This is a genomic window from Rapidithrix thailandica (assembly GCF_039710355.1).
Lineage (GTDB): Bacteria > Bacteroidota > Bacteroidia > Cytophagales > Flammeovirgaceae > Rapidithrix > Rapidithrix thailandica.
Genome location: NZ_JBDKWZ010000012.1, coordinates 38,443 through 61,176, shown reverse-complemented (window position 1 = coordinate 61,176; position 22,734 = coordinate 38,443). Strand labels below are relative to the sequence as shown.

The 22,734-nt window shown below is 41.1% G+C and carries 20 protein-coding genes; 10 read left to right on the top strand and 10 right to left on the bottom strand.

The window, feature by feature from the left end:
- Positions 1–15 precede the first annotated feature (15 nt).
- Both AAG747_RS19560 and AAG747_RS19555 read left to right on the top strand, forming a co-directional pair.
- Positions 16–1,116: a peroxiredoxin family protein gene (locus AAG747_RS19560; RefSeq protein ID WP_346822906.1), complete on the top strand. Its 1,101-nt coding sequence runs from the start codon at positions 16–18 to the stop codon at positions 1,114–1,116.
- A 138-nt stretch (positions 1,117–1,254) separates the two neighbouring features.
- Entirely contained in the window at positions 1,255–1,686 is a 432-nt protein-coding gene (locus AAG747_RS19555) for a DUF2147 domain-containing protein (protein WP_346822905.1), read from the top strand.
- 73 nt (positions 1,687–1,759) lie between these two features.
- On the opposite strand, the gene AAG747_RS19550 is transcribed toward AAG747_RS19555, so the two are convergent.
- From AAG747_RS19550 to AAG747_RS19535, 4 genes are all read right to left on the bottom strand, one after another.
- Positions 1,760–2,107 (bottom strand): rhodanese-like domain-containing protein, encoded by a 348-nt coding sequence (locus AAG747_RS19550; RefSeq protein ID WP_346822904.1) that lies wholly within the window; start codon positions 2,105–2,107, stop codon positions 1,760–1,762.
- A 101-nt stretch (positions 2,108–2,208) separates the two neighbouring features.
- Positions 2,209–2,598, bottom strand: a complete 390-nt coding sequence (locus tag AAG747_RS19545; protein ID WP_346822903.1) for a VOC family protein — start codon at positions 2,596–2,598, stop codon at positions 2,209–2,211.
- A gap of 82 nt (positions 2,599–2,680) precedes the next feature.
- On the bottom strand, positions 2,681–3,454 hold the full coding sequence (locus AAG747_RS19540) for an AraC family transcriptional regulator (RefSeq protein ID WP_346822902.1): 774 nt from the start codon (positions 3,452–3,454) through the stop codon (positions 2,681–2,683).
- A 212-nt stretch (positions 3,455–3,666) separates the two neighbouring features.
- On the bottom strand, positions 3,667–5,172 hold the full coding sequence (locus tag AAG747_RS19535; RefSeq protein WP_346822901.1) for an aminotransferase class V-fold PLP-dependent enzyme: 1,506 nt from the start codon (positions 5,170–5,172) through the stop codon (positions 3,667–3,669).
- A 396-nt stretch (positions 5,173–5,568) separates the two neighbouring features.
- Here AAG747_RS19535 and AAG747_RS19530 point away from each other — a divergent pair, with 396 nt between their 5' ends.
- Positions 5,569–6,315, top strand: coding sequence for a porin family protein (locus AAG747_RS19530; protein ID WP_346822900.1), 747 nt, complete (start codon positions 5,569–5,571; stop codon positions 6,313–6,315).
- Positions 6,316–6,508: 193 nt separating this feature from the next.
- Here the strand turns inward: AAG747_RS19530 and AAG747_RS19525 are convergent, their stop codons facing one another.
- From AAG747_RS19525 to AAG747_RS19510, 4 genes are all read right to left on the bottom strand, one after another.
- Complete coding sequence (locus tag AAG747_RS19525) at positions 6,509–7,444, bottom strand: NAD(P)-dependent oxidoreductase (protein ID WP_346822899.1); 936 nt, start codon at positions 7,442–7,444, stop codon at positions 6,509–6,511.
- 668 nt (positions 7,445–8,112) lie between these two features.
- Positions 8,113–9,516: a dihydrolipoyl dehydrogenase gene (gene lpdA, locus AAG747_RS19520; protein ID WP_346822898.1), complete on the bottom strand. Its 1,404-nt coding sequence runs from the start codon at positions 9,514–9,516 to the stop codon at positions 8,113–8,115.
- A gap of 111 nt (positions 9,517–9,627) precedes the next feature.
- Positions 9,628–11,163: a 2-oxoglutarate dehydrogenase complex dihydrolipoyllysine-residue succinyltransferase gene (gene odhB / locus AAG747_RS19515; RefSeq protein WP_346822897.1), complete on the bottom strand. Its 1,536-nt coding sequence runs from the start codon at positions 11,161–11,163 to the stop codon at positions 9,628–9,630.
- A 132-nt stretch (positions 11,164–11,295) separates the two neighbouring features.
- Positions 11,296–14,037, bottom strand: coding sequence for a 2-oxoglutarate dehydrogenase E1 component (locus AAG747_RS19510; RefSeq protein WP_346822896.1), 2,742 nt, complete (start codon positions 14,035–14,037; stop codon positions 11,296–11,298).
- Between the two features lie 297 nt (positions 14,038–14,334).
- Here AAG747_RS19510 and rpsU point away from each other — a divergent pair, with 297 nt between their 5' ends.
- The 3 genes from rpsU (at position 14,335) to hpf (ending at position 15,978) form a co-directional block, all read left to right on the top strand.
- Positions 14,335–14,529: a 30S ribosomal protein S21 gene (gene rpsU / locus AAG747_RS19505; protein WP_346822895.1), complete on the top strand. Its 195-nt coding sequence runs from the start codon at positions 14,335–14,337 to the stop codon at positions 14,527–14,529.
- Positions 14,530–14,735: 206 nt separating this feature from the next.
- The gene (locus tag AAG747_RS19500; protein ID WP_346822894.1) at positions 14,736–15,608 is read left to right on the top strand and encodes a phage lytic cycle repressor MrpR family protein; all 873 of its coding nucleotides are present in this window, start codon (positions 14,736–14,738) and stop codon (positions 15,606–15,608) included.
- Between the two features lie 64 nt (positions 15,609–15,672).
- Entirely contained in the window at positions 15,673–15,978 is a 306-nt protein-coding gene (hpf, locus tag AAG747_RS19495) for a ribosome hibernation-promoting factor, HPF/YfiA family (RefSeq protein ID WP_346822893.1), read from the top strand.
- 47 nt (positions 15,979–16,025) lie between these two features.
- Here the strand turns inward: hpf and AAG747_RS19490 are convergent, their stop codons facing one another.
- Positions 16,026–16,472 carry a hypothetical protein gene (locus AAG747_RS19490; protein ID WP_346822892.1) on the bottom strand — a complete coding sequence of 149 codons (447 nt, stop codon included), beginning with the start codon at positions 16,470–16,472 and terminating at the stop codon, positions 16,026–16,028.
- 458 nt (positions 16,473–16,930) lie between these two features.
- Between AAG747_RS19490 and AAG747_RS19485 the strand changes: the two genes are divergently transcribed.
- Positions 16,931–17,173 (top strand): hypothetical protein, encoded by a 243-nt coding sequence (locus AAG747_RS19485; protein ID WP_346822891.1) that lies wholly within the window; start codon positions 16,931–16,933, stop codon positions 17,171–17,173.
- Between the two features lie 98 nt (positions 17,174–17,271).
- Here AAG747_RS19485 and AAG747_RS19480 read toward each other — a convergent pair whose 3' ends face one another.
- The gene (locus AAG747_RS19480) at positions 17,272–18,303 is read right to left on the bottom strand and encodes a WD40 repeat domain-containing protein (RefSeq protein ID WP_346822890.1); all 1,032 of its coding nucleotides are present in this window, start codon (positions 18,301–18,303) and stop codon (positions 17,272–17,274) included.
- A gap of 278 nt (positions 18,304–18,581) precedes the next feature.
- On the opposite strand from AAG747_RS19480, the gene AAG747_RS19475 reads away from it, so the two are divergent.
- From AAG747_RS19475 to AAG747_RS19465, 3 genes are all read left to right on the top strand, one after another.
- Complete coding sequence (locus AAG747_RS19475) at positions 18,582–20,456, top strand: PAS domain-containing sensor histidine kinase (RefSeq protein WP_346822889.1); 1,875 nt, start codon at positions 18,582–18,584, stop codon at positions 20,454–20,456.
- Positions 20,457–20,698: 242 nt separating this feature from the next.
- The gene (locus AAG747_RS19470; RefSeq protein ID WP_346822888.1) at positions 20,699–21,313 is read left to right on the top strand and encodes an RNA polymerase sigma factor; all 615 of its coding nucleotides are present in this window, start codon (positions 20,699–20,701) and stop codon (positions 21,311–21,313) included.
- Between the two features lie 181 nt (positions 21,314–21,494).
- On the top strand, positions 21,495–22,541 hold the full coding sequence (locus AAG747_RS19465; RefSeq protein WP_346822887.1) for a FecR family protein: 1,047 nt from the start codon (positions 21,495–21,497) through the stop codon (positions 22,539–22,541).
- Positions 22,542–22,734 lie beyond the last annotated feature (193 nt).

The following is a 22,734-nucleotide window of genomic DNA, read 5'->3' as shown; positions in this document are numbered from 1 at the left end:
ATACTAAAAACTCGAATGAAGAAATTGTTGTATTTTTTATTGGTTGTCGGTTTTTTTTCAGCTTGCCAACCAGCGGGAACAGTAGCCAAAAACCCGGGTGAAGTCATCATTTCCGGTAAAGTGCTAAACCCTGAAGAGGAGGGAAAAGTCTCTTTGCAGAAAATTGAAAAAGGTGCCCCGGTAGATGTGGGACAAATCGAAGTGGCAAAAGACGGAACATTTAGTTATACCTTACAAAATACCCAGCCTAACTTCTATTTGGTGAACTTTTATGACACGAAGGAAGTAACCTTGGTGGTAGAAGACCAGGATATTCAATTGGAAGTGGATGCTTCAAGCCCTGAAGGAAAAGTGGATGTGAAAAATTCGAAGGCAACTGTCGCTTTTGAAAAATTCAGACAATTGAATATAGAAATCCAGCAGGACTTTAACGTGTTGCGTTCCGAGCTCATGAGCGGAGAACTTCCGGAGGAAGAAGCCATGAAGAAGCACGAAGCCGCAATGGAGCAGTTTAAGCAAAAGTTCAAGTCCTTTATCGAACAACAGGAAATATCCTTGGTAACCTTGTTGGCTATTCAACAATTAAGTATTGACGATGATATAGAGTATATCGATGGAGTGTTGGCTAAGTTAGAAGCAAAGTACCCTGAGTCGGAATACGTCAACCAATACAAAGAGGCAATCAATAAAGCCAAGCAAACTAAAATCGGAGCAAAGGCCCCTGAAATCAACCTGACTACTCCGGAAGGGGAAAAAATAGCCTTGTCTTCTTTAAAAGGAAAATATGTGTTGATTGATTTTTGGGCTTCTTGGTGCGGACCTTGCCGTAAAGAAAACCCTAATGTGGTAAAAATGTACGAACGCTTCAAAGACAAAGATTTTGAAATTTACGGAGTTTCACTGGATCGTGATAAAGACCAGTGGGTAAAAGCCATTGAGAAAGACGGCTTGAAATGGGTACATGTATCGGATTTGCAGTACTGGCAATCAGAAGCAGCCAGGACCTATAACGTAACGGCCATTCCGATGACCGTGTTGATTGACAAAGAGGGTGTGATCGTAGCTAAAAACCTGAGAGGAAAAGCATTGGAAGATAAACTGGAAGAATTGCTTTAAGCCAAAACCCGCCAATAAAAAATCCTGGTAAGCGGATACAGGTGCTTTAGGTTATTAAAAATAAATTGTATTTTCATAACCCTATAAGAAGATAATACTTCTTATAGGGTGTTTTTTTGATCAAAAATATGTTCACTTATGCTAAAACAAACTTTTTTGGCTTGCTTGCTGATATGGGCAGGGGCCGTTCATCTGTTCGCACAGACTCCGGTAGGGAAATGGAAAACCGTGGACGATGAAACCGGAGAGACTAAATCCATCGTGGAAATTTATGAGCAACAGGGAAAGCTCTATGGAAAAATTGTCAAGTTAATCGATCCTCCAGAGCCCAATCCGGTATGTGAGGAATGTACTGACCACCGGAAAGGACAGAAAATTTTGGGAATGGTCATCCTGGAAAATATGGAAAAAGAGGAGAACGAATGGAATGGGGGAAAAATCCTTGATCCGGAAAACGGGAAAACATATCGTTGTAAAATCTGGCTGGAAAATAAAGATCAGTTAAATGTAAGGGGGTATGTGGCTTTTTTGTACCGTACACAATCATGGTATAGGGTGGAAGGAGAATAATGCATATAAAAACCCGCGAAAACGATTAATGCAATCCGTTCTCGCGGGTAGTAGTATGGCATTTCTTTTTTACTTAAACCGTACGACCTGTCCAGTTGTTGATCCCTCCTTTCAGGTTATAAACCTTTTCAAACCCCTGACTTACCATAATTTTACAGGCTTTTGCACTCCTTTTTCCACTTTGGCAGTATACAAAGTATGTTTTGTCTTTGTCATAGTGGGAAATTTTATCTTTAAAATCCGGGTGCATAATGTCCAAATTCAGAGCATTGGAAAGCTTGTAATCCACAAATTCATGACGGCTCCGGACATCGATAATCATTTTCCGGTCCGTAGTTTTCAAAGCTTCCTGAAATTCCTCATCCTCCAGTGTGGTATATCCTTGCGGCCCACCAAACATATTTTTTAAGAATCCTAACATGACATTTTCAATTGATTCGCTCAAGTTTCAAAGTTACTTTAAAATTCTTAAAACTATCAAGCTCATTCCGGTTTTCAATGCCGTAATTCCCAAAGGTTTTTTTATTCCAGAATATCTGAAAATGTCAATATAAAACCATTGGGGTCTTCAATGGCAAATTCATTGGCTCCGTAAAAAGTCTTATGTAGGGGTTTGACAAAGGTTACCTTGTCCTTGAGTTTCTCATGCCAAGCCGTTAAGTCTTCCACTTTAATGTAAAGTGTTAACGCACCACCTCTCGTATAGGATTGAAGTTCCGGATATTCCTCTTGGATGGAAGCCTCTTTCTGAAACATCAACCTTACATTGCCGGATTGTACAAATCCCCAGTCAAAACTTCCGGTTTCGGGAACGGTTTGTAAGAGTTCGAAACCTAAGGTATTAAGATAATAGTTTAAGGTTTCGTTGACATCTTTTACCATTAGGTTGGGGGTAAGTGATTGCAGTTTCATGATTGTATGATTTGAAATGGAAAATAGAATGAGCTACAAAGCTAAAGGGAGAAAGGCGGGAATGCTTTGTATAAATGCGACATTATCGAAATGTGCTGGGAGAAATCCCGGAAAATTTTTTGAACTCCCTTGTCAAGTGCGCATGGTCATAATAACCGTTTTCAAAGGCAATATGCAGTAAGCTTTTTTCAGGTTGTAGTGCAATTTGCCGTAATGTGCGTTTAAACCGGATAATAGAAGCAAATTCTTTGGCCGTTACTCCTACTTGGTTTTGAAAGACCCGTTCTAATTGACGTACACTGATACCGTGAACTTTGGCGGTTTCTTGGACTTTAACAGGAGAAGATGCTTCGAGGATAAAATCCGTGACAGAAGTAACCAAAGAGTTTTTGCCAGGGATATGTACTTGAAAAGTGTTGTAAAATTCCTGTTCTAAAAGCCGGATTTGTTGCCGGGGATCTGTTAGTTGAAAAAGCTGCTCGAATGGCAGGTTTTGTATTTTGGGAAGTATTTCATTTGCATTGATCAATTCGTTTCTGAAGTGCGACAGGGGGATTCCGGTGAGCTTGCTAAATTGCCCGGGCCGGAACCGGATGCCCAAAGCTTTGCCTTGGGGCTTCATCGAAATTTCGGAAAAACGCGTCATCATTCCGACTATGCTGACTCCGTATTTGGGAATGGAACTGACTTGTCCCAATGCCTCCGAATGAATTTCTTCGCCTAGATTAAAGAGGATGTCCATACAGCCATCCGGCAATATTTTATGTGCGTGTACACCTTCAAAAGTCTCGGATATCCAATAACTTTCTATCAAGTGTTGAAGTTGGGCAGAAGGTGTAAATTCCAGGTAAGGCATAAGTTTAAATAAACTGTGGTCATGTAAAGTAAGTTAGTAAACTTTTGACAATCCTGTGAAATCAAAAGACCTTCCGCTAAAAAACAGGGAAGGTCTTTTGATTTTAATTTCATATTGAAGAGAATAGCCAAAGCTCTTGTTGAAAAAAGTAACACAGAGGAGGCCTGTTTGAAATATTTTTCAGGAAAAAGAAAAAGTTTAATTCACTTCATTTATAAAGCCCGCTGAAACCAGGCTTTGATATCATCGTGTTGATGTTTGAGCATACTTCTGTGTGTAAACTCATTGGTATTGGGATCGTATTCATACTCTTTTGCCCAATCACCGAAATGTTCACTCAAGTTTTTAATGGCATCCAGGATATACGACAGGTCTTTGTCTGACATGGTAGGATGAATCGACATACGTACCCAGCCAGGCTTGGTAGAAAGGTTGCCTTTGTCGATGGCACAAGTAATGGTGTCCGAATATTGTTTCGATACGTGTAACAAGTAGTGTCCGTACGTGCCGGCACAAGAACAGCCGCCTCTTACCTGAATCCCATAGCGGTCGTTGAGTAACTTGACAGCCAGGTTATAATGCAAATCGTCAATATAAAAAGAAATAACACCCAAACGCTCTTCCAGATCACCTGCAAGGATATGCAAGTTCGGAAGGGGTTTCAATACTTTAAAAACCTTCTTGAGCATGGTTTTTTCCCGTTCCAGCATTTTATCAATTCCCATTTCTTCTTTGAGTTTTACACAAAGAGCTGTTTTGATGGTTTGCAAAAAGGCCGGGGTGCCTCCGTCTTCACGCACCTCAATATTATCGATATAGCGGTGTTTTTTCCAAGGATTTGTCCACATCACAGTCCCTCCTCCGGGATGATCGGGTACATTGCTCTGGTACAAAGCGGAGTCAAAGATCAAAATTCCGGGCGTACCGGGACCTCCCAAAAACTTGTGTGGTGAAAAGAGAATAGCATCCAGCTTTTCCTGTGGATCGGAGGGATGCATATCAATGGCTACATACGGAGCCGAACAGGCAAAGTCTACAAAGCACAAACCTCCGTGTTGATGGGTGATTTTGGCGATCTGGTGATAGGGAGTGGTGACTCCGGTGACATTGGAACAGGCCGTTACTGCAGCTATTTTTTGTTTTCTATGGGCATATTTTTTCAAAAGCGTTTCCAAATGTCCCAAATCCACCAGGCCCTCTTCCGTGGGGTTGATCAATTCGACATCGGCTATGGTTTCCAGCCAGGAAGTGTGGTTGGAATGGTGTTCCATATGAGTGAGGAAAACAACCGGCTTGTCTTCTTCTGGGAATTCAATTTTTTGTTTGAACTGTTCGGGAACTTTTAATCCCAACATTCGCTGAAACTTATTTATGACTCCGGTCATGCCCGATCCGAAGGCAATCAAGACGTCCTGATCAGAGGCATTGACATGTTTTTTAATAATTTCCTTCGCTTCGTGATAGGCTACAGTCATAGAAGTACCGGTCACCGAAGTTTCCGTATGCGTATTGCCTACAAACGGACCAAACGTTTCGATCAAGGCTTCTTCAATGGGGCGATACAGCCGGCCACTGGCTGTCCAATCCGCATAGAGGATGGCTTGCTCCCCATAAGGACTTTGAAAAACTTGCGTTTGTCCAATGATCTTTTTCGCGAAAGCCTGAAAGTACTCTTCCAAAACCTTGGATTGGGCTTCTTCTTGTAGTTGTTTTTCCATGGGTGTTATGCGAATGTGTTGAATATCAATTTGTTTTAAGTCTTAGCAACTGATTGAATGTACGTTCATTACCACTTTACCGGATTCATTCGGTGTACAAAAATAAAAAAAATGCCTGTACTCCATTTCCCCCTTGGAGGCCTCTCCGTATGAAGTGAATGAAGCGAGGGTTGAATCCGCAGATTTATGGGATTAGTTGAGAATTGGCTACGTGGTATTTTTATCAAAACTGTAAAGTACAGACTGTTTCTAACATTTGTGAATAGTTTGAAAATACTCTTTTCACAAACTTGATTTACAAGAAATTCTCTTTTATGTTTAGGGGGATTTTTGTAATCATATTAGTATAAACCCTATCAAACACATTATTTCTAAAATACACTAAAAATCACTATCATGCGAACCCTGCTCCTGGTAATATTCTGCCTGTTATGGTATGTTTCCTCCTCTTTTGCCCAATTTCAAGCCCATCGCAAACTCATCAAAAGAAAAAATTCCGGGAAAGACGCCTATTTTGGTATTCGGGCCGGTGGGGGGTACTCGGATTGGTACGGAGAATTAGTAGCCTATTCGGATACGGATAACCGGTACAGACCTTTATTAGTAGGGTCTGCGGGAATCGTGGGCGGATTTAACTTTCACCGGTATTTTGGTGTGTCGGCAGAGGTAAATTACCTGATGCACCGGATTGAATACCAAAGTGCCTCCGAATCGGACTTGCTGAAAATGCGCACGCAAAGGCAGTTTGTAGAGGTCCCTATCCTTTTTTACCTCACCATGTTTCAGCCCGATCGCAGAATACGGCCCTATTTTTACGGGGGGCCTTCTTTTTCTTATATGTTGGACGCTACACAAAGCATGGTTCACTATGACCTCGCCACTGCCCAGCCTAAAGGGGCAAGGATCGCAAGTGATGTATCCGGGCTGCATGAAACCTTGAACTATGGGGTATTGTCTGGAGTAGGAGTGAAGTTTGCCATATCCAGAGTCGTGGCTTTAAAAGTAGATGTGCGCCATTATTTGGGGCTTTCAAGAGTTTATAAAGAAAAAGAGCTGCAAACCCGGGATTATATGCTTTCGGGCAATATCGGCCTGGTCTTTACCAATCTGACAAACTTTGAGAAACAGCGGTATTTTCAGTGATTAGTACTGAACTTTAAGAAATACAAGCTCACACAGCACCAGGGGTTCAATAATCAGTAAGCTCAAGGTCAGCAAAATACGGATTGAACTGTAATTTATACGGCTAAATTGTATAGTCATCCGAAGGTTTTTAAGTTGAGAGGCCACCTCAAAAGCCATCGAATGACTGAAACCTCATTAAAACGTTAAGGCCTCACTTCTCCAAAAAATCCTGGATTTTCTGTACCAATACCCGGTTGATTTTTTCATACGATTCATACGTCCAACCGGCAACATGGGGAGTGAAAAGAACATTGGGTTGTTGGGCCAAGTATTCAAAGTGTTGGTTTTGCTCTTCGGTCATGGTGGCGAGCTTTTCGTTTTCCAATACGTCCAGCCCTGCTCCCAGTAACTTGCCCGTTTCCAGTCCGTAACGCAATACCCGTAGCGGAATCACTTCGCCCCGGGCAGTATTGATCAGGTAAAAGTTATGTTTGAATTGATCGAGAAAGGTCTCGTCTACCCAATAGCGGTTTTCATCATTTAATGGAATATGGAAACTCAATACTTCGGCTTCTGCCTGAATTTGTGCTAAGGTAGCTTCTTGGGCATGCTCGTTTCCGTAACGGGTTTTGTATTTGTCGTAGGCTAACACCCTACAACCAAAACCGGACAGCCGCTTGGCAAAGGCTTTTCCCATATTGCCATAGCCAATGATGCCTACGGTTTTAGAGCCCAGTTCCCAGCCTCGATTGGCTTCCCGCTGCCATTGTTTTTGCCTTACTTCCTGATTTCCGGTATGAAGCTTGTTCAACAGGCAGAGCAACATCCCCATAGCATGTTCTCCTACGGCATCGCGGTTGCCTTCGGGAGCATTAAGGAGCGTAACCCCGATTTCATCGAGAATGCTTTCATCAATTTGATCGACTCCGGCTCCGGCTCTGGCTATAAATTTTAAATTCCCGGCTTGTCTGAGAAAAGCTTCGTCCAGCTTCATTTTACTTCTCAAGATCAATCCATCGTATTGATGGATCAGGTTGAATACATCTTCTTTGAGGATATTAGGTTGGTAATCAGGGGTTACCCCGATGTTTGTAAGGAGTGACTCTATGTTGTGATACATAGGGTCTATAATCAGTACCTTGGTCATAGGCGTAAGCTTTTTAAATTTTAGGAGGGTAAATATAATGGATTTCTTCAAATCAAAAAGAGAAGATGCATTCGTAAAAAACGGCTGTGTTCTTATGTTTCTACTGTGGTTAAAAAAATAAGAAGCCATATAGTACATCGTAGAGCAGATAGTGATAGGCTAACTTCCCTTTGAAATCTGTATTTGTTTTGATTCTATTGTATTCTTATATTTCTACTGTGGTTAAAAAAATAAGAAACCACATAGCACACCGTAGAGCAGATAGTGATAGGCTAGCTTCCCTTTGAAATCTGTATTTGTTTTGATTCTATTGTATTCTTATGTTTCTACTGTGGTTAAAAAAAATAAGAAACCATAGAGCACATAGAGATCGATGTACTTCCTTCAGTTTGTTGAGAGGGTAAGTTAATAGAGGAAGGGGCAAAACAAGATTGGAGGAATACTTTTCTAAGTTCGAAAAGTCCTAAAATAATAAAGCTTGCCTTAATGAAAAGCAAGCTTTATGGTTTATTATTCCTAAAAAGTACACTATATATCTAATTACATATTTTTATGCAATTAAGTTCTCCTTTTCCTTCTTTTTGAGTACAAATGTCGGAGGTTTATACAGGGAGTCTGCCGGTGGCATTCATAGTGTATCTTTATATGTTTTTTATGAAAATAATATCTTATACATGCAAGGCCCGGTTGTCGGTTGCTGCCAAACAAGCTTCTTTGATTGCCTCGGTAAAGGTAGGGTGAGCGTGAGACATACGGGCAATGTCTTCCGCAGAAGCCCTGTATTCCATGGCTACCACCGCTTCGGCAATCATATCGGCTGCACGGGCACCGATCATGTGTACACCCAGTATTTCATCTGTTTCCGCATCGGCAATCACCTTAATGACCCCGTCAATGTCCATACTGGCCCGTGCCCGGCCTAATGCCCGCATCGGGAAGCTACCCACTTTGTATTTCCGCTTGCTTGCTTTTAACTCCTGCTCGGTATAGCCTACTCCTGCCACTTCCGGCCAGGTATACACTACACCCGGAATTAATTTATAGTTGATATGAGGCTTTTGCCCTGCCAAGGCTTCGGCCACAAAAACACCTTCTTCTTCCGCTTTATGGGCCAACATCGCTCCCTGAACCACGTCACCAATGGCATAGATGTTTGATACATTGGTTTGGAGATGGTCATTTACTTTTACTCTCCCTCTTTCGTCTGATTCCACCCCGGCCTTTTCAAGGCCTAAACCTTCCGTAAAAGGTTTACGTCCGACAGAAACCAAACAGTAATCTGCTTTCAGCTCGATTTCCTCACCCTTGCTGTTTTCAGCCTTGATGATTACCTCTTTTCCTTTGGTTTGAGCACTGGTCACTTTGGTTTTAAAGTGGTATTGGAAGCCCAATTGCTTTTTCAATACTCTTTGAAGTTCTTTGGCCAAGGTACTGTCCATTCCCGGTATTAACGAATCCAAGAATTCCACTACCGTCACTTTAGCGCCTAAGCGGGCATATACAGAACCTAATTCTACCCCAATGACACCACCTCCAATCACAACCATATGCTTGGGTACCTCGCTCAGGTTCAATGCTTCGGTAGACGTGATCACCCGTTTTTTATCGTAATCTATCCCGGGGATAATCATCGGTTTGGACCCTGTGGCGATAATCGTATTTTTAGAAGTGATTTGCTGCTCTTTTCCTTCTGCATCCGTGATTTTGATGGTGTTTTTGTCCACAAAAGAACCCAAACCGTGATAGGTATCGATTTTGTTCTTTTTCATCAAAAACTCCACGCCACCGGAGGTTTGGTCCACTACTTCCGATTTGCGTTGAATCATTTGCTTGAGGTTGATTTTGGGTTTGCCAATATCAATCCCATGTTCTTTGAATTCGTGAGTCGCTTTGAAATAATGTTCGGAGGAGTCCAATAAGGCTTTGGAAGGGATACAACCTACGTTCAGACATGTACCTCCCAGGCTATTATATTTTTCGATGATTGCTGTTTTCATACCCAGTTGAGCACAGCGGATGGCCGCAACATATCCTCCGGGACCTGAACCAATCACCGTTACATCGTAATTCATCTTCTAGCTTGTTTTAGATTATGGTTGATTTAGTAACAAGACAGCAAATGGACATTAGACGTAATTTCTTGTCATTAAGAAAGAATATCTAATGTCCAAAGGCTTGTTATTTTATACGCCTAATAATAATCGGATAGGATCTTCAAGCAGTTGTTTTACCCGGACAAGGAAACTTACTGACTCACGACCGTCAATGATCCGGTGATCATAAGACAGGGCGATATACATCATAGGGCGGATTTCCACCTGACCGTTGATGGCAACCGGGCGTTCCACTATGTTGTGCATACCAAGAATCGCGGACTGAGGAGCATTGATGATCGGAGTAGACATCATTGAGCCAAACACGCCACCGTTGGTGATCGTAAAGGTACCCCCGGTCATTTCCGGAATGGTCAATTTATTGTCCCGGGCTTTTTTAGCCAAACGGATTACTTCCGATTCCACTCCTTTGAAGTCTAATGTTTCGGCATTTCGGATTACCGGAACTACCAAGCCTTTCGGGGCCGATACCGCAATGGATATATCGCAAAAATCATTATAAACGATTTCTTCACCGTCAATCATGGCATTGACCGCCGGCCATTCCTGTAAGGCCACACAACAAGCTTTGGTAAAGAATGACATAAAGCCTAATCCTACTTCATGTTTTTCTTTAAACATCTCTTTGTATTTCTTACGGATGTCCATGATCGGCTTCATGTCCACTTCGTTGAAAGTGGTAAGCATGGCCGTTTCATTTTTTACCGATACCAGTCTTTTGGAAATAGTCTTTCTAAGGCTGGTCATCTTTTCTCTACGGCTGTTGCGACTGCCTGCCACCGGAGCGGTTGTGTCTTGTTGGCTCGGCTCTGCTTTTGTAGTTTTTTGTGCAGAAGGTTGTGATTGAACCTTCGCTTTTTGTGCATCCTCTTTCAAAATTCTGCCACCGGGGCCGGAACCCTGTACATCGTTGGGAGAAATGCCTTTTTCCGCCAGAATTTTAGAAGCGGCCGGAGATGGATGTCCGGATGCGTAATTTCCTTCGGCATTTGGGGCCGTTGCTACTTCAGCACTAGGCTGTTGACTTTGTTCGGCACCGGCAGGAGCTCCGCCTTCCGTTACTTTGATTTTGCAAATCAAGGCTCCGATTTCCAAAGTATCGCCTTCGGCAGCAACGATTTCAATGATTCCGTTGTGCTCTGCATTCAACTCAAAGGTAGCTTTATCGGACTCTATTTCACACAATAATTCATCTACTTCTACAAAGTCGCCTGATTGCTTGTTCCATGAAGCAATGGTTACCTCATTGATGCTTTCTCCTACTGTTGGTACCGTAACCTCCACCACTTGTCCGGTAGCCTGAGGAGTGCCGGACGTTTCCGCTACTTCCGTTTGAGAAGTTGCCTCTTGTTGAGGAGCAGCGCCATTCTCAGAGGACTCTATTTCGCAAATTAGTGTTCCGATTTCCACCGTTTCTCCTTCCTGCACTTTGATGCGTAAGATGCCCTCTGTTTCGGCATTTAACTCAAAGGTTGCTTTGTCAGATTCTAACTCACAAAGTACTTCATCCGCTTCTACGAAATCCCCGTCTTGCTTATTCCATTGGGCGATAGTGACCTCGGTGATCGATTCACCGACAGGAGGCACTTTGACTTCTAAACTCATCTTAAATATATTTTCTAGCTTATTGATTGTATGATTGTAGGTAGTTAGGTGTCTGTTGTAATTCCTGTTTGTCAAGCCAAAAACCAAACAAAGGAGTAATCAATACAGACGAATTCCAAAGGAATACTGCGTTTAACGGTTAAAAGCGGCATTCACAATTTTGGCTTGTTCTTCTTGATGAATTTTTGCAAATCCGGATGCCGGAGAAGCACTTGGCTTACGAGCGACCAGTTCAATATCTTTACGTTCGTAATATGTCCGTAAGATAAAGGTCCAGTATCCCATATTTACCGGTTCTTCTTGTACCCAGATAAGCTTTTTCATATTTTTATATTTGGATAAAAGCTTGTCTACCTGTTCCTCAGGGAAAGGATGTAACTGTTCGATACGGATGATGGCTACATCTTTGCGCTTTTCCTCCCTTTGCTTTTCTAGCAAGTCATAGTAGATTTTTCCGGTACACAGCAATACCTTCTCTACCTTATCAAAAGGTTTGGCGTAGTTATCTGCAAATACCTCCTGGAAGCCTCCTTGTGTAAATTCACTGATCGGAGAAATTACTTGTGGATGACGTAAGAGGGATTTCGGTGTCATCACTACACAAGGCTTTCTGAAGTCCCAAGTCAATTGTCTTCGCAATAAGTGGAAAAAGTTAGCCGGAGTAGTAATGTTCGCAACTACCAAATTATATTCTGCTGAGAGTTGTAAGAAACGCTCCGGACGGGCATTGGAGTGCTCGGGGCCTTGTCCTTCATATCCGTGTGGTAATAACATGACCAAGCCGCTCATCTTATTCCATTTGGATTCGGCACTTGAAATAAATTGATCGATCATTACCTGGGCTCCGTTGGCAAAGTCACCAAATTGGGCTTCCCAGATGACCAATGAATTAGGAGTAGCCATGGCATATCCACATTCAAAACCCAGTACGGCATACTCTGAAAGCAGTGAGTTGTAAATCATAAACCTTCCCTGTTTTTGCTCGTCCAGGTGTACCAGGTTGATGTATTTTTCATTGCTCTCCGCATCGTTGAGTACGGCATGACGATGCGAGAACGTACCACGTTGTACGTCTTGTCCACTAATTCTTACGTCTTTGCCATCCAAGAGCAATGAACCGTAAGCCAATAATTCCGCAGCCGCCCAGTTTAATTCCTTGGTTTCGAAGAAAGCTTGTTTCCGCTCTTTTAACAGCTTTTCAATTTGTCGCAAAGGTTTGAAACCTTTGGGAATCGTTGTCAGGCTTTTACCCACCTTGTCAACTACTTCTTGTGAAATGCTGGTGTCCGGAGACGATAAAAAATCTTCAGGCGCTCCTCTGCGCAAGGCTTGCCATTGTTTTTCAAACTCCTGAGGTTTGTAAGGGAGAGGGTTTTGACGAACTTCGTTTAACCGGTCAGTCAGCAACTTCCGGAACTCCTTGTCCATGGTTTTGGCTAACTGAGCATCTACATCCCCTTTCTCCAATAACCTGTTGTTATAAACCTCCCTTGGGTTAGGGTGTTTGGAAATAATATTATACAAGGTAGGTTGGGTAAACTTCGGTTCATCACTTTCGTTGTGTCCGTGTCTCCGGTAGCATACCATATCTACAAAGATGTCGCGTTGGAATTTCTGCCGGAACTCTACCGCCAGTTTTACGGCAAAGATCACTGCCTCCGGATCATCTCCATTGACATGCAATTCGGGGGCTTCAATGATTTGAGAAATGTCCGTACTGTAGATACTGGAACGGGCGTCATCAAAGTCTGTGGTAAAACCCACTTGGTTGTTGATGACAAAGTGAATAGTCCCTCCTACATGATATCCGGGTAAGTGAGACATTTGCACGGTCTCATACACAACACCTTGCCCGGCTAAGGCCGCATCCCCGTGAATCAATATCGGGATGATTTTTTTATAATCGTTTTGATACAGGCTGTCTATCTTAGCTCTTGCCGATCCCACTACAATCGGATCCACCGCTTCTAAGTGGGAAGGGTTGGGCGACAGGTTGACGTTAATGGATTTCCCGGAAAGAGAGGTTGTCTGTGAGCGAAAGCCCAAGTGGTATTTCACATCACCGTCTCCCATGGTTTCGTCCGGGATGGCAGCTCCTTCAAATTCATTAAAAACTTGTTCGTAGGTTTTGCCTAATACGTTGGCTAATACGTTCAGCCGGCCCCGGTGAGCCATTCCGATGATCACTTCTTCAGCACCTAAGTCACTCCCGTAGTTGATAATGGCATCCAAAGCAGGGATGGTAGATTCCCCCCCTTCCAGAGAAAAGCGCTTTTGTCCGACATACTTCGTATGTAAGAAATTTTCAAAAACAACAGCTTCATTCAGTTTTTGTAAAATGCGCTTTTTTTGCTCTGAAGACAGGGTGAAGTTCAAAAACTCTTTTTCGACTTTGTTTTTAAACCAATCTAATACCTCGGGCTCACGAATAGACATGAACTCAAAACCGATCGGACCTTCATAGATTTTCTTTAAGGCCGCTACAATATCCCGTAGCTTGGCAGGGCCGATGCCGATTTCGTTTCCGGCTTCAAAAACGGTATCCAAGTCTTTGTCCGACAAGCCAAAATCACTTAATTCCAGGCGGGCCTTCCGGTCTTTCCGTTTTCGAACAGGGTTGGTTAACGATTGCAAGTGACCTCTGAGCCGGTAGGCGTCAATAAATCGACGAACGGCAATCTCTTTTTCTAAAATGGATTTGCTTACCGCTTCGGTAGGTGCACCATTCTCTCCATATTTTTCTAGTGAAAAATCAAATCCTTCAAAGAATCTCCTCCAGGATTCGTCTACTGAACCGGGATCATTTTTATAGGATTTATAAAGATCGTCAATATAAGCAGTATCTGCATTGCTTATGTATGAGTACTTATCCATTTGTTTTGTAAAAAAGTTATGTTTAGACGCAAATCTAGAATAATTAATTTATTCTAACAAATATAAATTCGCATAGGCGAATGTTGTTAATTATCAATGGTTTAGTGTAATTGCTGACGCAGTAAATTTTATGGAAAATTAGTGGATTTGATTGATAAAAAGGTTTTGAAAAAAGAGAAATTTATTATTTTTAAAGGAGGAAGGGGAATTGTTTTCATTTTTCAAATCATTTTTTATCTTTGCAGTTCCAAAAAAGATAGTTTACCCTGATTTTCAAAAAGAAGAAGAATAAATTGTATGATCGTAGTTAACGTAAAAGAAAACGAATCTATCGACAGAGCTTTGAAGAGATTCAAAAAGAAGTTTGAAAGAACTAAGGTTTTAAGAACCATCCGGTCGAGAGCTTATTACGAGAAGCCTTCAGTGGCAAAAAGAAATGCTAAAATTAAGGCGGCATACAAACAAAAAATGTACGCTGATAGCAACTACTAGAGTTAGTTGATTCAAAATATACAAAACCCTTCAAAATTCAGTTACTGAATTTTGAAGGGTTTTTTCATTTTATTTCTTCTGTCTTAGACGCTTTTGTTAGGCTTGCTGGTTTTTTAGGGATTTTTTCAGATCTTTCGGAAAGATTATTTACCGTATTCACCCGTTTTCAATATAAGAGAAACAATGGACATTGACCCGGAACCTATATGTTAGCATCCTATCTTAACTTTTTGAAATACGAAAGGCGTGCCAGCCAGCATACACTGCAATCGTATCAAAACGATCTCCAACAATTTGAAAAATTTTGTTTAGAACAAAATCCTGAATTTGCCCTCGAAAGAGCCGAGTATTATCACATCCGGGCCTGGGTAATTCAATTAATGGAAAAGCAGTATAACCCCCGGAGTGTCAATAGGAAAATCGCTTCTTTAAATGCTTTTTATAAGTTTCTGTTACAGAAAAAAATTATTGAAAAAAGCCCCACACAGAAATTGTTATCCTTAAAATACCATAAAAATTTACCGGTTTTTATTAAGAAAAATGAAACAGAACAGCTCTTTGATCCGTCCAATTTTAAAAAGGACTTATATGGTCAACGTGATCTGGTGGTGATGGAGTTGTTGTACGGTACCGGGATACGTTTATCGGAGTTGACCTCCTTAAAGATAAGTGCTATTGACTTTAACCAGAAGACCTTGAAAGTACTCGGAAAAAATAACAAAGAAAGGCTGATACCTATCCATAAAAATTTATTGAATCTCCTGAAAAATTATGTAGATTTAATAAACGGAACAACGGAAGGATATTTAATTACCACGAAAAATGGGAAAAAAGCCTATCCGATGATGATATACCGGATTGCCAACAAATATCTTGGTATGAACACCAGTGTAGAAAAACGTAGCCCCCACACTATGAGACATACATTTGCCACTCATTTGTTGAACGAAGGTGCGGATTTAAATGCCATTAAGGATTTATTGGGGCATGCTAATTTGGCGGCCACACAAATATATACCCACAATTCGCTGGAGCGAATTAAAAAGGTGTTCGAGCAAGCACACCCGAAGTCGAAGTGACTTTGTCATTTCGAACCTCTACAATTTTTTAAATAGATTTATTCAATTTTAAACCGTTACAAGCATGAAATTACAAGTTCATTCAATCCACTTTGACGCAGATCAGAAGTTGTTGGATTTCATTCAGAAGAAGGTTGATAAACTGGAAACTTTTTATGATCGCGTTGTGGATGGCGAGGTATTTCTGAAGCTGGAAAAAGGCGATCATAAACGGGAAAATAAAGCGGTTGAAATCAAACTCAATATTCCTGGGGGAAGTCTGTTTGCCAAAGAGCTCACCACTTCTTTTGAAGAGTCTACGGATGAGGCGGTAGAGTCATTACGAAGACAACTGAAAAAACATAAAGAAAAACTATATGCAAAGCATTAATTCATTTCTTTAAAAAAATAAGAAAGGAGGGTGGCACCCTCCTTTTTTTATGCATGAAATTTTCCCGCCTTGGATTTTTTGAACTGCATGATGGCGAAAGTCATGATAAATCCCGAAAAGGAACCTTCAATGATTAGCGTGACCGCGATGATATAAGGGTTTAGATACTGCCCGAAGGCTTCTTGTTCTTTAATTTGCATGAGAAAAGCCTGGTCGATAATCCTCAAATAGAAAAACATAAATATAGAAAACATGATGACCCCTGAAAATGCGGTAATAACTCCCACTCGAAAGCCATGGTAATAGTCAAATTTTGCCGAAGGGTGATGGATTAAATGGTTGATGGCTAACCAAATGCCAGAACCCAAAATGGCCCCGTTGAAAGCCCTGAGTTCTACAATATGCACCAGCCCAACCAATTTCATTAATAAAAAATAGGCGGTATACCCCAAAAAGGTATAGAAGCCATAGCGGAATCCTGTTTGAGTATTCATAGGTTTAAAAAGTTTATTTGATCAGTTGATTAAAGTGAATATTTATGAAGAATGAATGTATGATTCGCTAGAACCACAGGTATGAGGCCTGTCTATTAATGCATTAAACTCCGGCTGAAAGGAATAGGATTGTTAATCGTGTTAATAGCTGTTGAAGGATTTGGTCTTATAACATTTTCTTAAAAAGATTAATTTCTTTGGGCTTTGTAAAAAAATAAGCCCTTAAATGGTCTTTGACTGAAGGTTTTGCTTTCACATTATATGCAAAAAAGAAGGTGTAAAGAAGTGAAAATTGAATATTAGGAGTGTTCTGTATAAGAAAAAGAAGAATATACATGAGCAAGTGAAAAAATAGAAAATTTGGAGTTATATTCACTTCCTTTTGAAATTGAAAGTATAGGTCTGGAATAACAATTCGTTCTAATAACTACTTTTTTTAACTTTAAAAGCCCTTTCTTATGATGCAACCTGGAATTATTCCCGATCATCTGAAGGCCTTAGATCTTTATGAAAAGCTTCCGCTTGCTCTCCAGAATCAACTGAAAAAGCATGAGTTTGTGTTTCTTTTGATGAAGAAAGAGGAATATTTTCAAAAAAAACGAAGAGCTGATTTGCTGGGTTACCTGGTCAGAGAAGTTGGGGAAAGTGGTATGCAAATTTCAAAGCCTTTGCTTCAAGTTGTCATGAGTCATCTTACATGAATCATCCCGAATAAATCGAAGGAGAAAATACTTGACAATAACCCGCTTCTGTGATGCACCATCCGGAAGCTTTTTTCTTGATTACCGGTTTCTTGAAATTACTCTTCAAACGAGTCGGAAATACTGCTCACGAAAGGATGCTCGTCTTTAGGGCGGGGCAGGCTCCGGCTTAACTCTCCCGTATAAGCGTTTAAAAACAGAATTTCACCTGTTGCAGAGCCTAATACAACCTGTTGCCCGTCTTGAGAAATGGTTAATGCGGAAAGTTCTTTGTCAGGAAAGGAAAATTGATAGGCGGGCTTTCCTGTTTGCAGGTTCCATCCTTGAAAATGATGGCCTTCCAGAGCAAAGAGATACTGGCCTTTGGGGTGAAAAGTAATTGAAAGCAGCGGATTGGAATGGTGAAGGGTAAAAAGTAACTCTTGTTGCTGTGTATTCCATAGTTGAATGATTTTATCTGAGCCTGCTGTGGCTAACAGAGGCTGTGAGTCGGGGTGAAAGCTCACGGATATGACTTGGCCCGTATGTTTTGAATATTGAGCAACTTCTTGCTCGCTGGCCAAATCCATCAAAGAAGTAATTCCATCGTGAAATCCTACCAGGAGTTGTTGGTCATTGGTATCGAATTGCAAGCTATGAACCATGGCCGGGGCGCGCAAAGTTTTAACTTGCTGGCCGCTAGAGGTGTCATAAATCCGGATTCGCATAGATTTAGAGCCGGTTGCCAACCATTTACCGTCTGAGCTGTAAGCAATGGCTTGAATATCGTAGTCGCGCTGCCCCGGTTGGAAATTCTCTCCAAAGGCTTGCCGCTTTTGACCGGAAGGACATGTCCAGATTTTTGCAGTGTGATCCCGGCTGCTACTGGCAAATGTTTTCCCATCCGGACTGAAACGCAAGTCGTTAATCATGTCTTTGTGTGCCGGGATCAACCGGAGTAACTTGCCGGAAGGAATATCCCATAATCCGATGGTATGATTTTGATAAGCAGCTGCCAGGTACTGTCCGTTGGGGCTACTGGCCAATTGAAGGACTGTAGCTTGATCGGGGAGGGGTAGTTTTAGCCTATTTTGAGCGAAAGAAATTCCTGAAAAATGTAGGAATAAGAGAATGAAAATAGGAGCTTTCATGCTGATTTGGGTTCGTTGGTATTGCTTGAGTTTGAGAGGCGTATCACACGCTCATCAGTGATTGTTTTAGCTATTAATAACAAAACGCAGAGGGAGTTCACTGCGTACATGATCCGGGGATTAGTACAAAAAGATAGGAGATAAAAACCATTTCATAGGAATGTAATAGACATTTTAGGAAGAAATATGTACATTTAGAGAAAGAAGTACGATCTTAATTGTCCTTAGACTAACTCAGTGTTAAAGATAGATTATCACAAAACAAATTTTGTAAATTAATGTCTCAGCCGAAACACACGAAAGAAAAGATTGAGAATAACCAGCAACTAACCTCCACAACACATAAACATGTCTTTGAAAATCTGATCATTGGAATTATCGAAATTAATCAAGAAGGGAAGATTGTGTATTTCAATACTAAGGTTAATGAGTGGTTAGCGTCCAATCTTGAGTTATTATCACATTCTTATAAGCAACTTCCAGGAGAATTTCTAAATGCTCAACAGGTTTGTTTTGACCCTGTAGCATGGGCATGGAAACAACAAAAAGCGGTAAGTTTTACATGGAAGATACCCACATTATCGGCAACATTTCAGGGAGAAGCCGTCCCTGATATGCAGAATGATTGCCTTTTGTTGCAACTGTTGCCTGTGATCAAAGAGCCTGTTTTGTCCTCTTCTCAAACTTTTGTACTCAACAACAGCGATTTATTCAAAAAGGTATTTGCCAAGATGAATGATGGGCTGATTGTGGTGGATGCGCAACATTGTGTGTTACATGTCAATAAAAGTTTTTTGAAAATTCTCAGGATTAGTGATGCGGATGGGTTGCTTGGAAAGCCGCTTGGGGAGCTTTTGGTGGAAGTGGGAGAAGACATTGACAACAATGTATTGACGCAGTTGCATCAATATAAAGGAAGGGCCCTGGAATTTGTTATCAGGGATACAAGCGGCAAACGGCACTGGATCGATATCCGGCAATCGTATGTCCCCGTAAAAGAACTTTTTGGTTTTGAGAAAGTATACCTGGTAAAGGATATTACGCTGCAAAAAGAGTCCGAAGAACAAATTAAAAGCTTTTCGGAACGCCTGTACTTGGCTTGTCAGGCAGCTAAAATTGGTATTTGGGACTATCATGTCAAAGAAAATCAAGAATTTTGGGACGAACGGATGTTTGAAATCTACGGGATTCGGGAAGAAAATGTGAATAACCTTACCAATGTATTCCAACAAAGCTTGCATCCGGATGACCGGCATTTGGACGAAATAGCGGCACAAAAGGCTTTCCGTGGAATAAAAGACTACAATACGGAGTTTAGAATTATCCGGCCGGATGGCCGGCTGCGCTATATCAAGGCCTTAGCGAAGGTGCTTTTTGATGTCAACCAGGAGCCCTACCGGATGATTGGAGTGAACTGGGATATAACTGAACGCAAATTGGCGGAAAATAAAATCCTGGAAAAAAATGAAGAACTAAAAAAGATCAACAAAGAGTTGGATCAATTTGTCTACAGTGTTTCACATGATCTGAAAGCACCTCTTACCTCCATCATTGGTCTGATTCGTTTATGTAGGGACGATACTTCCAGTCCGACAATTCTGGAATACCTCCAGTTGATGGAACGCAGCGCAACCAAGTTGAATAATTTTATTCAGGATATCGCCCAGTTTTCGCGCAATGCCCGGTTGGAAGTAAAAAGAGAGCGTATTGATTTTGAACAATTGATGAATGATGTATTTGAAGGGCAGAAGTTCAATGAAAATGCCCAAAAAATACATAAAGAACTACAGTTGGACTTGCAAGAGCCGTTCTTTTCAGATCCTGGAAGATTGGAAATTATCTTGAATAACTTAGTGGCAAACGCCTTTCGTTATGCCAATTTGTACCATCCCAACCCTCAGGTGAAGGTACAAGTGATCGTATCAGGTAATGAAGCTTTGATGCGTGTAACAGATAATGGGGTAGGGATTGGTTCCAAGCATATTGATAAAATATTCGATATGTTTTATCGCGCTTCGCATGATTCCAAAGGCTCCGGTTTGGGTTTGTCCATTGTCAAAGAAACGGTGGAAAAACTCAATGGGAGTATTGAGGTGCAGTCTCAATTCGGGGAAGGGAGTACTTTCTCTGTAAAAATACCTAGCTTGGTTTAGATGGGGTGCCCTGTGTACCAGTAGTGCCATTCAATGCATTCTTTTAAAAGAGAATCACCCGGTTTCACTTTCCTTTTTCATAAGAGTTTTATATTTGTAAGTGGTATTATTTAATTTCTTGAAAAATATCAGGGGATTATTTCAGATTATGTTTGTATATGGAATTTGCAATGTTTTTCTTTAAAAATTGAATATTCTCATATAAAGAAGAAGGATTTACTACTCGAATAAGCAACTTGCAAATGGATAAGTTGGGGCTAGAACAAATTAATGATACAGACTTATGGGCAGCATTTCAGAGCGGAAGCCGGAAAGCCTTCATTGTAATTTATGAAAAATACATAAGGGTGCTGTATGAATATGGGAGTAAACTAAGCCCCAATCATGAATTGGTGGAAGATTGTATTCAAGAACTTTATATCGATTTGTGGCTCAAAAAAGATCAATTGGGTAGCACTCACAATATCAAAGCCTATCTTTTTACCTCTTTAAAAAGGCGTTTGACCCGTCAACTGTCCCGGATCAGCCAGCAAAAGCAAAAAATTGAAGAAAATTATGGAGTTGAGTTTGCCCTGGAAGTATCCCAGGAAACAAAAATGTTGGAAGAGCTACAAGAAAAACATTGGAAGAACCGCTTGAATGAGGCCCTTCAGGGGTTAACCCCCCGGCAACGTGAGTTTATTTTTTTAAAGTATTACCAAAAACTTTCCTATGACGAAGTGGCCCGGGTGATGGATTTGAAAAAGAAAGGAGTCTATAAGTTAGCGGACCGGGCGATCAAGGCTTTGAAGAGCAGTGTGTTGGTGACGACCGTCATCTTGCTATTGTTGACCGTATGGGAGGTCTTTACGAGTTGATTTTATTGTGAGCCCGGGAGGAAAGGAGCGTTTAGACTTTGATGATCAAGCATGTGTCAGGCTCGGAGAATTTGTCAGGCTCTTTTCAAGATTTCAAAAAAAGTTAAAAAAAAATTAAAATACATGGGGTAATTTTTCAAACTCTTGTGTTTACTGATAAATTTACCTGAATTAACCCACTATGCAAAATATTCCGGAAAGCTACTCCATTGAAGATTTACTGAAGGATGAGTCTTTCATAGTCTGGGTATATGAGGGTAGTCAAAATGAACAATGGGAAAAATGGTTGGCAGACTATCCCCATAAAACAGATGAGGTCAAACAGGCATCGACTATCCTGAAGAATCTTCAGTTCGAAGGAAATACGATTGAACAAAAACGGATAGACCATCTCAAAGAGCAAATACTTGCTCAAATAGATCAAGGAACTCAGCAAACGGTTTATCCGATTAATCAACAGGTCAATCGGTTTTCCTACGGTTGGGTAGCCGCTGCAGTACTATTATTATTGGTAGGTGGTCTGGTAGTGTTTCAAAACTTTAACAAATCAGAAGAAGAAACTGCTGAATCTACCGAAATAAAAATGCTGGAAAAGGTAACGACCAAAGGCCAAAAAATTTGGTTGACCTTGCATGATGGCACACAGGTAAAGCTTAATGCCGAAAGCAAACTTTCTTTTCCTTCTCATTTTTCGAAGGAATCACGTGTAGTCAGTCTGGAAGGAGAGGGATATTTTGTAGTGACAAAAGACGAATCCCGCCCTTTTATTATTAAGTCCGGCGGGTTGACCACCATGGTGTTGGGGACGACTTTTAATATCCGTTCCTATGGAGAAGAACAAGAAGTGAAGGTCGCCTTGAAAGAAGGGAAAGTAGCCGTGTACCGGGAAGAAGGCCAAACGGAAACAGAAAAAATGATATTGGAACCGGCAGAAATGTTGGTGTATAACAAAATAAATAACAACCTGCAGAAGGACGCTTTTGATCCTTCGGAAGTGCTTGCCTGGAAGGATGGTATTTTACGCTTTAAGGACGCGCAACTTCCGGAAATTATTACCCTTTTGGAGCGCTGGTACGGTGTGGATATTACGCTCAAGAAAACCGGGCCTTTTGAGAAAGATTTCACCGGAACCTATAAAAATAAATCACTGGATACTGTATTGGAAGGGGTTTGTTTCTCATTCGGTTTACAGTATACTTTGGAAGGAAAGCAAGTAGAATTATATTAACTATCAATTTCGTATTACGTCAGTTGTTCCAATTTTAGCAGAGTAATAAGTAAGAGTTGACATTGTGGATAGAAGTGATGGCACCTGAAACTTTAAACAGTTGACCTTTGTCAGGGGTATTAGTTAAATGATTGGTTACCAGTTTGGTAATATGAAATATATTGAGATTGAATTATCAAATTATCCTATATCT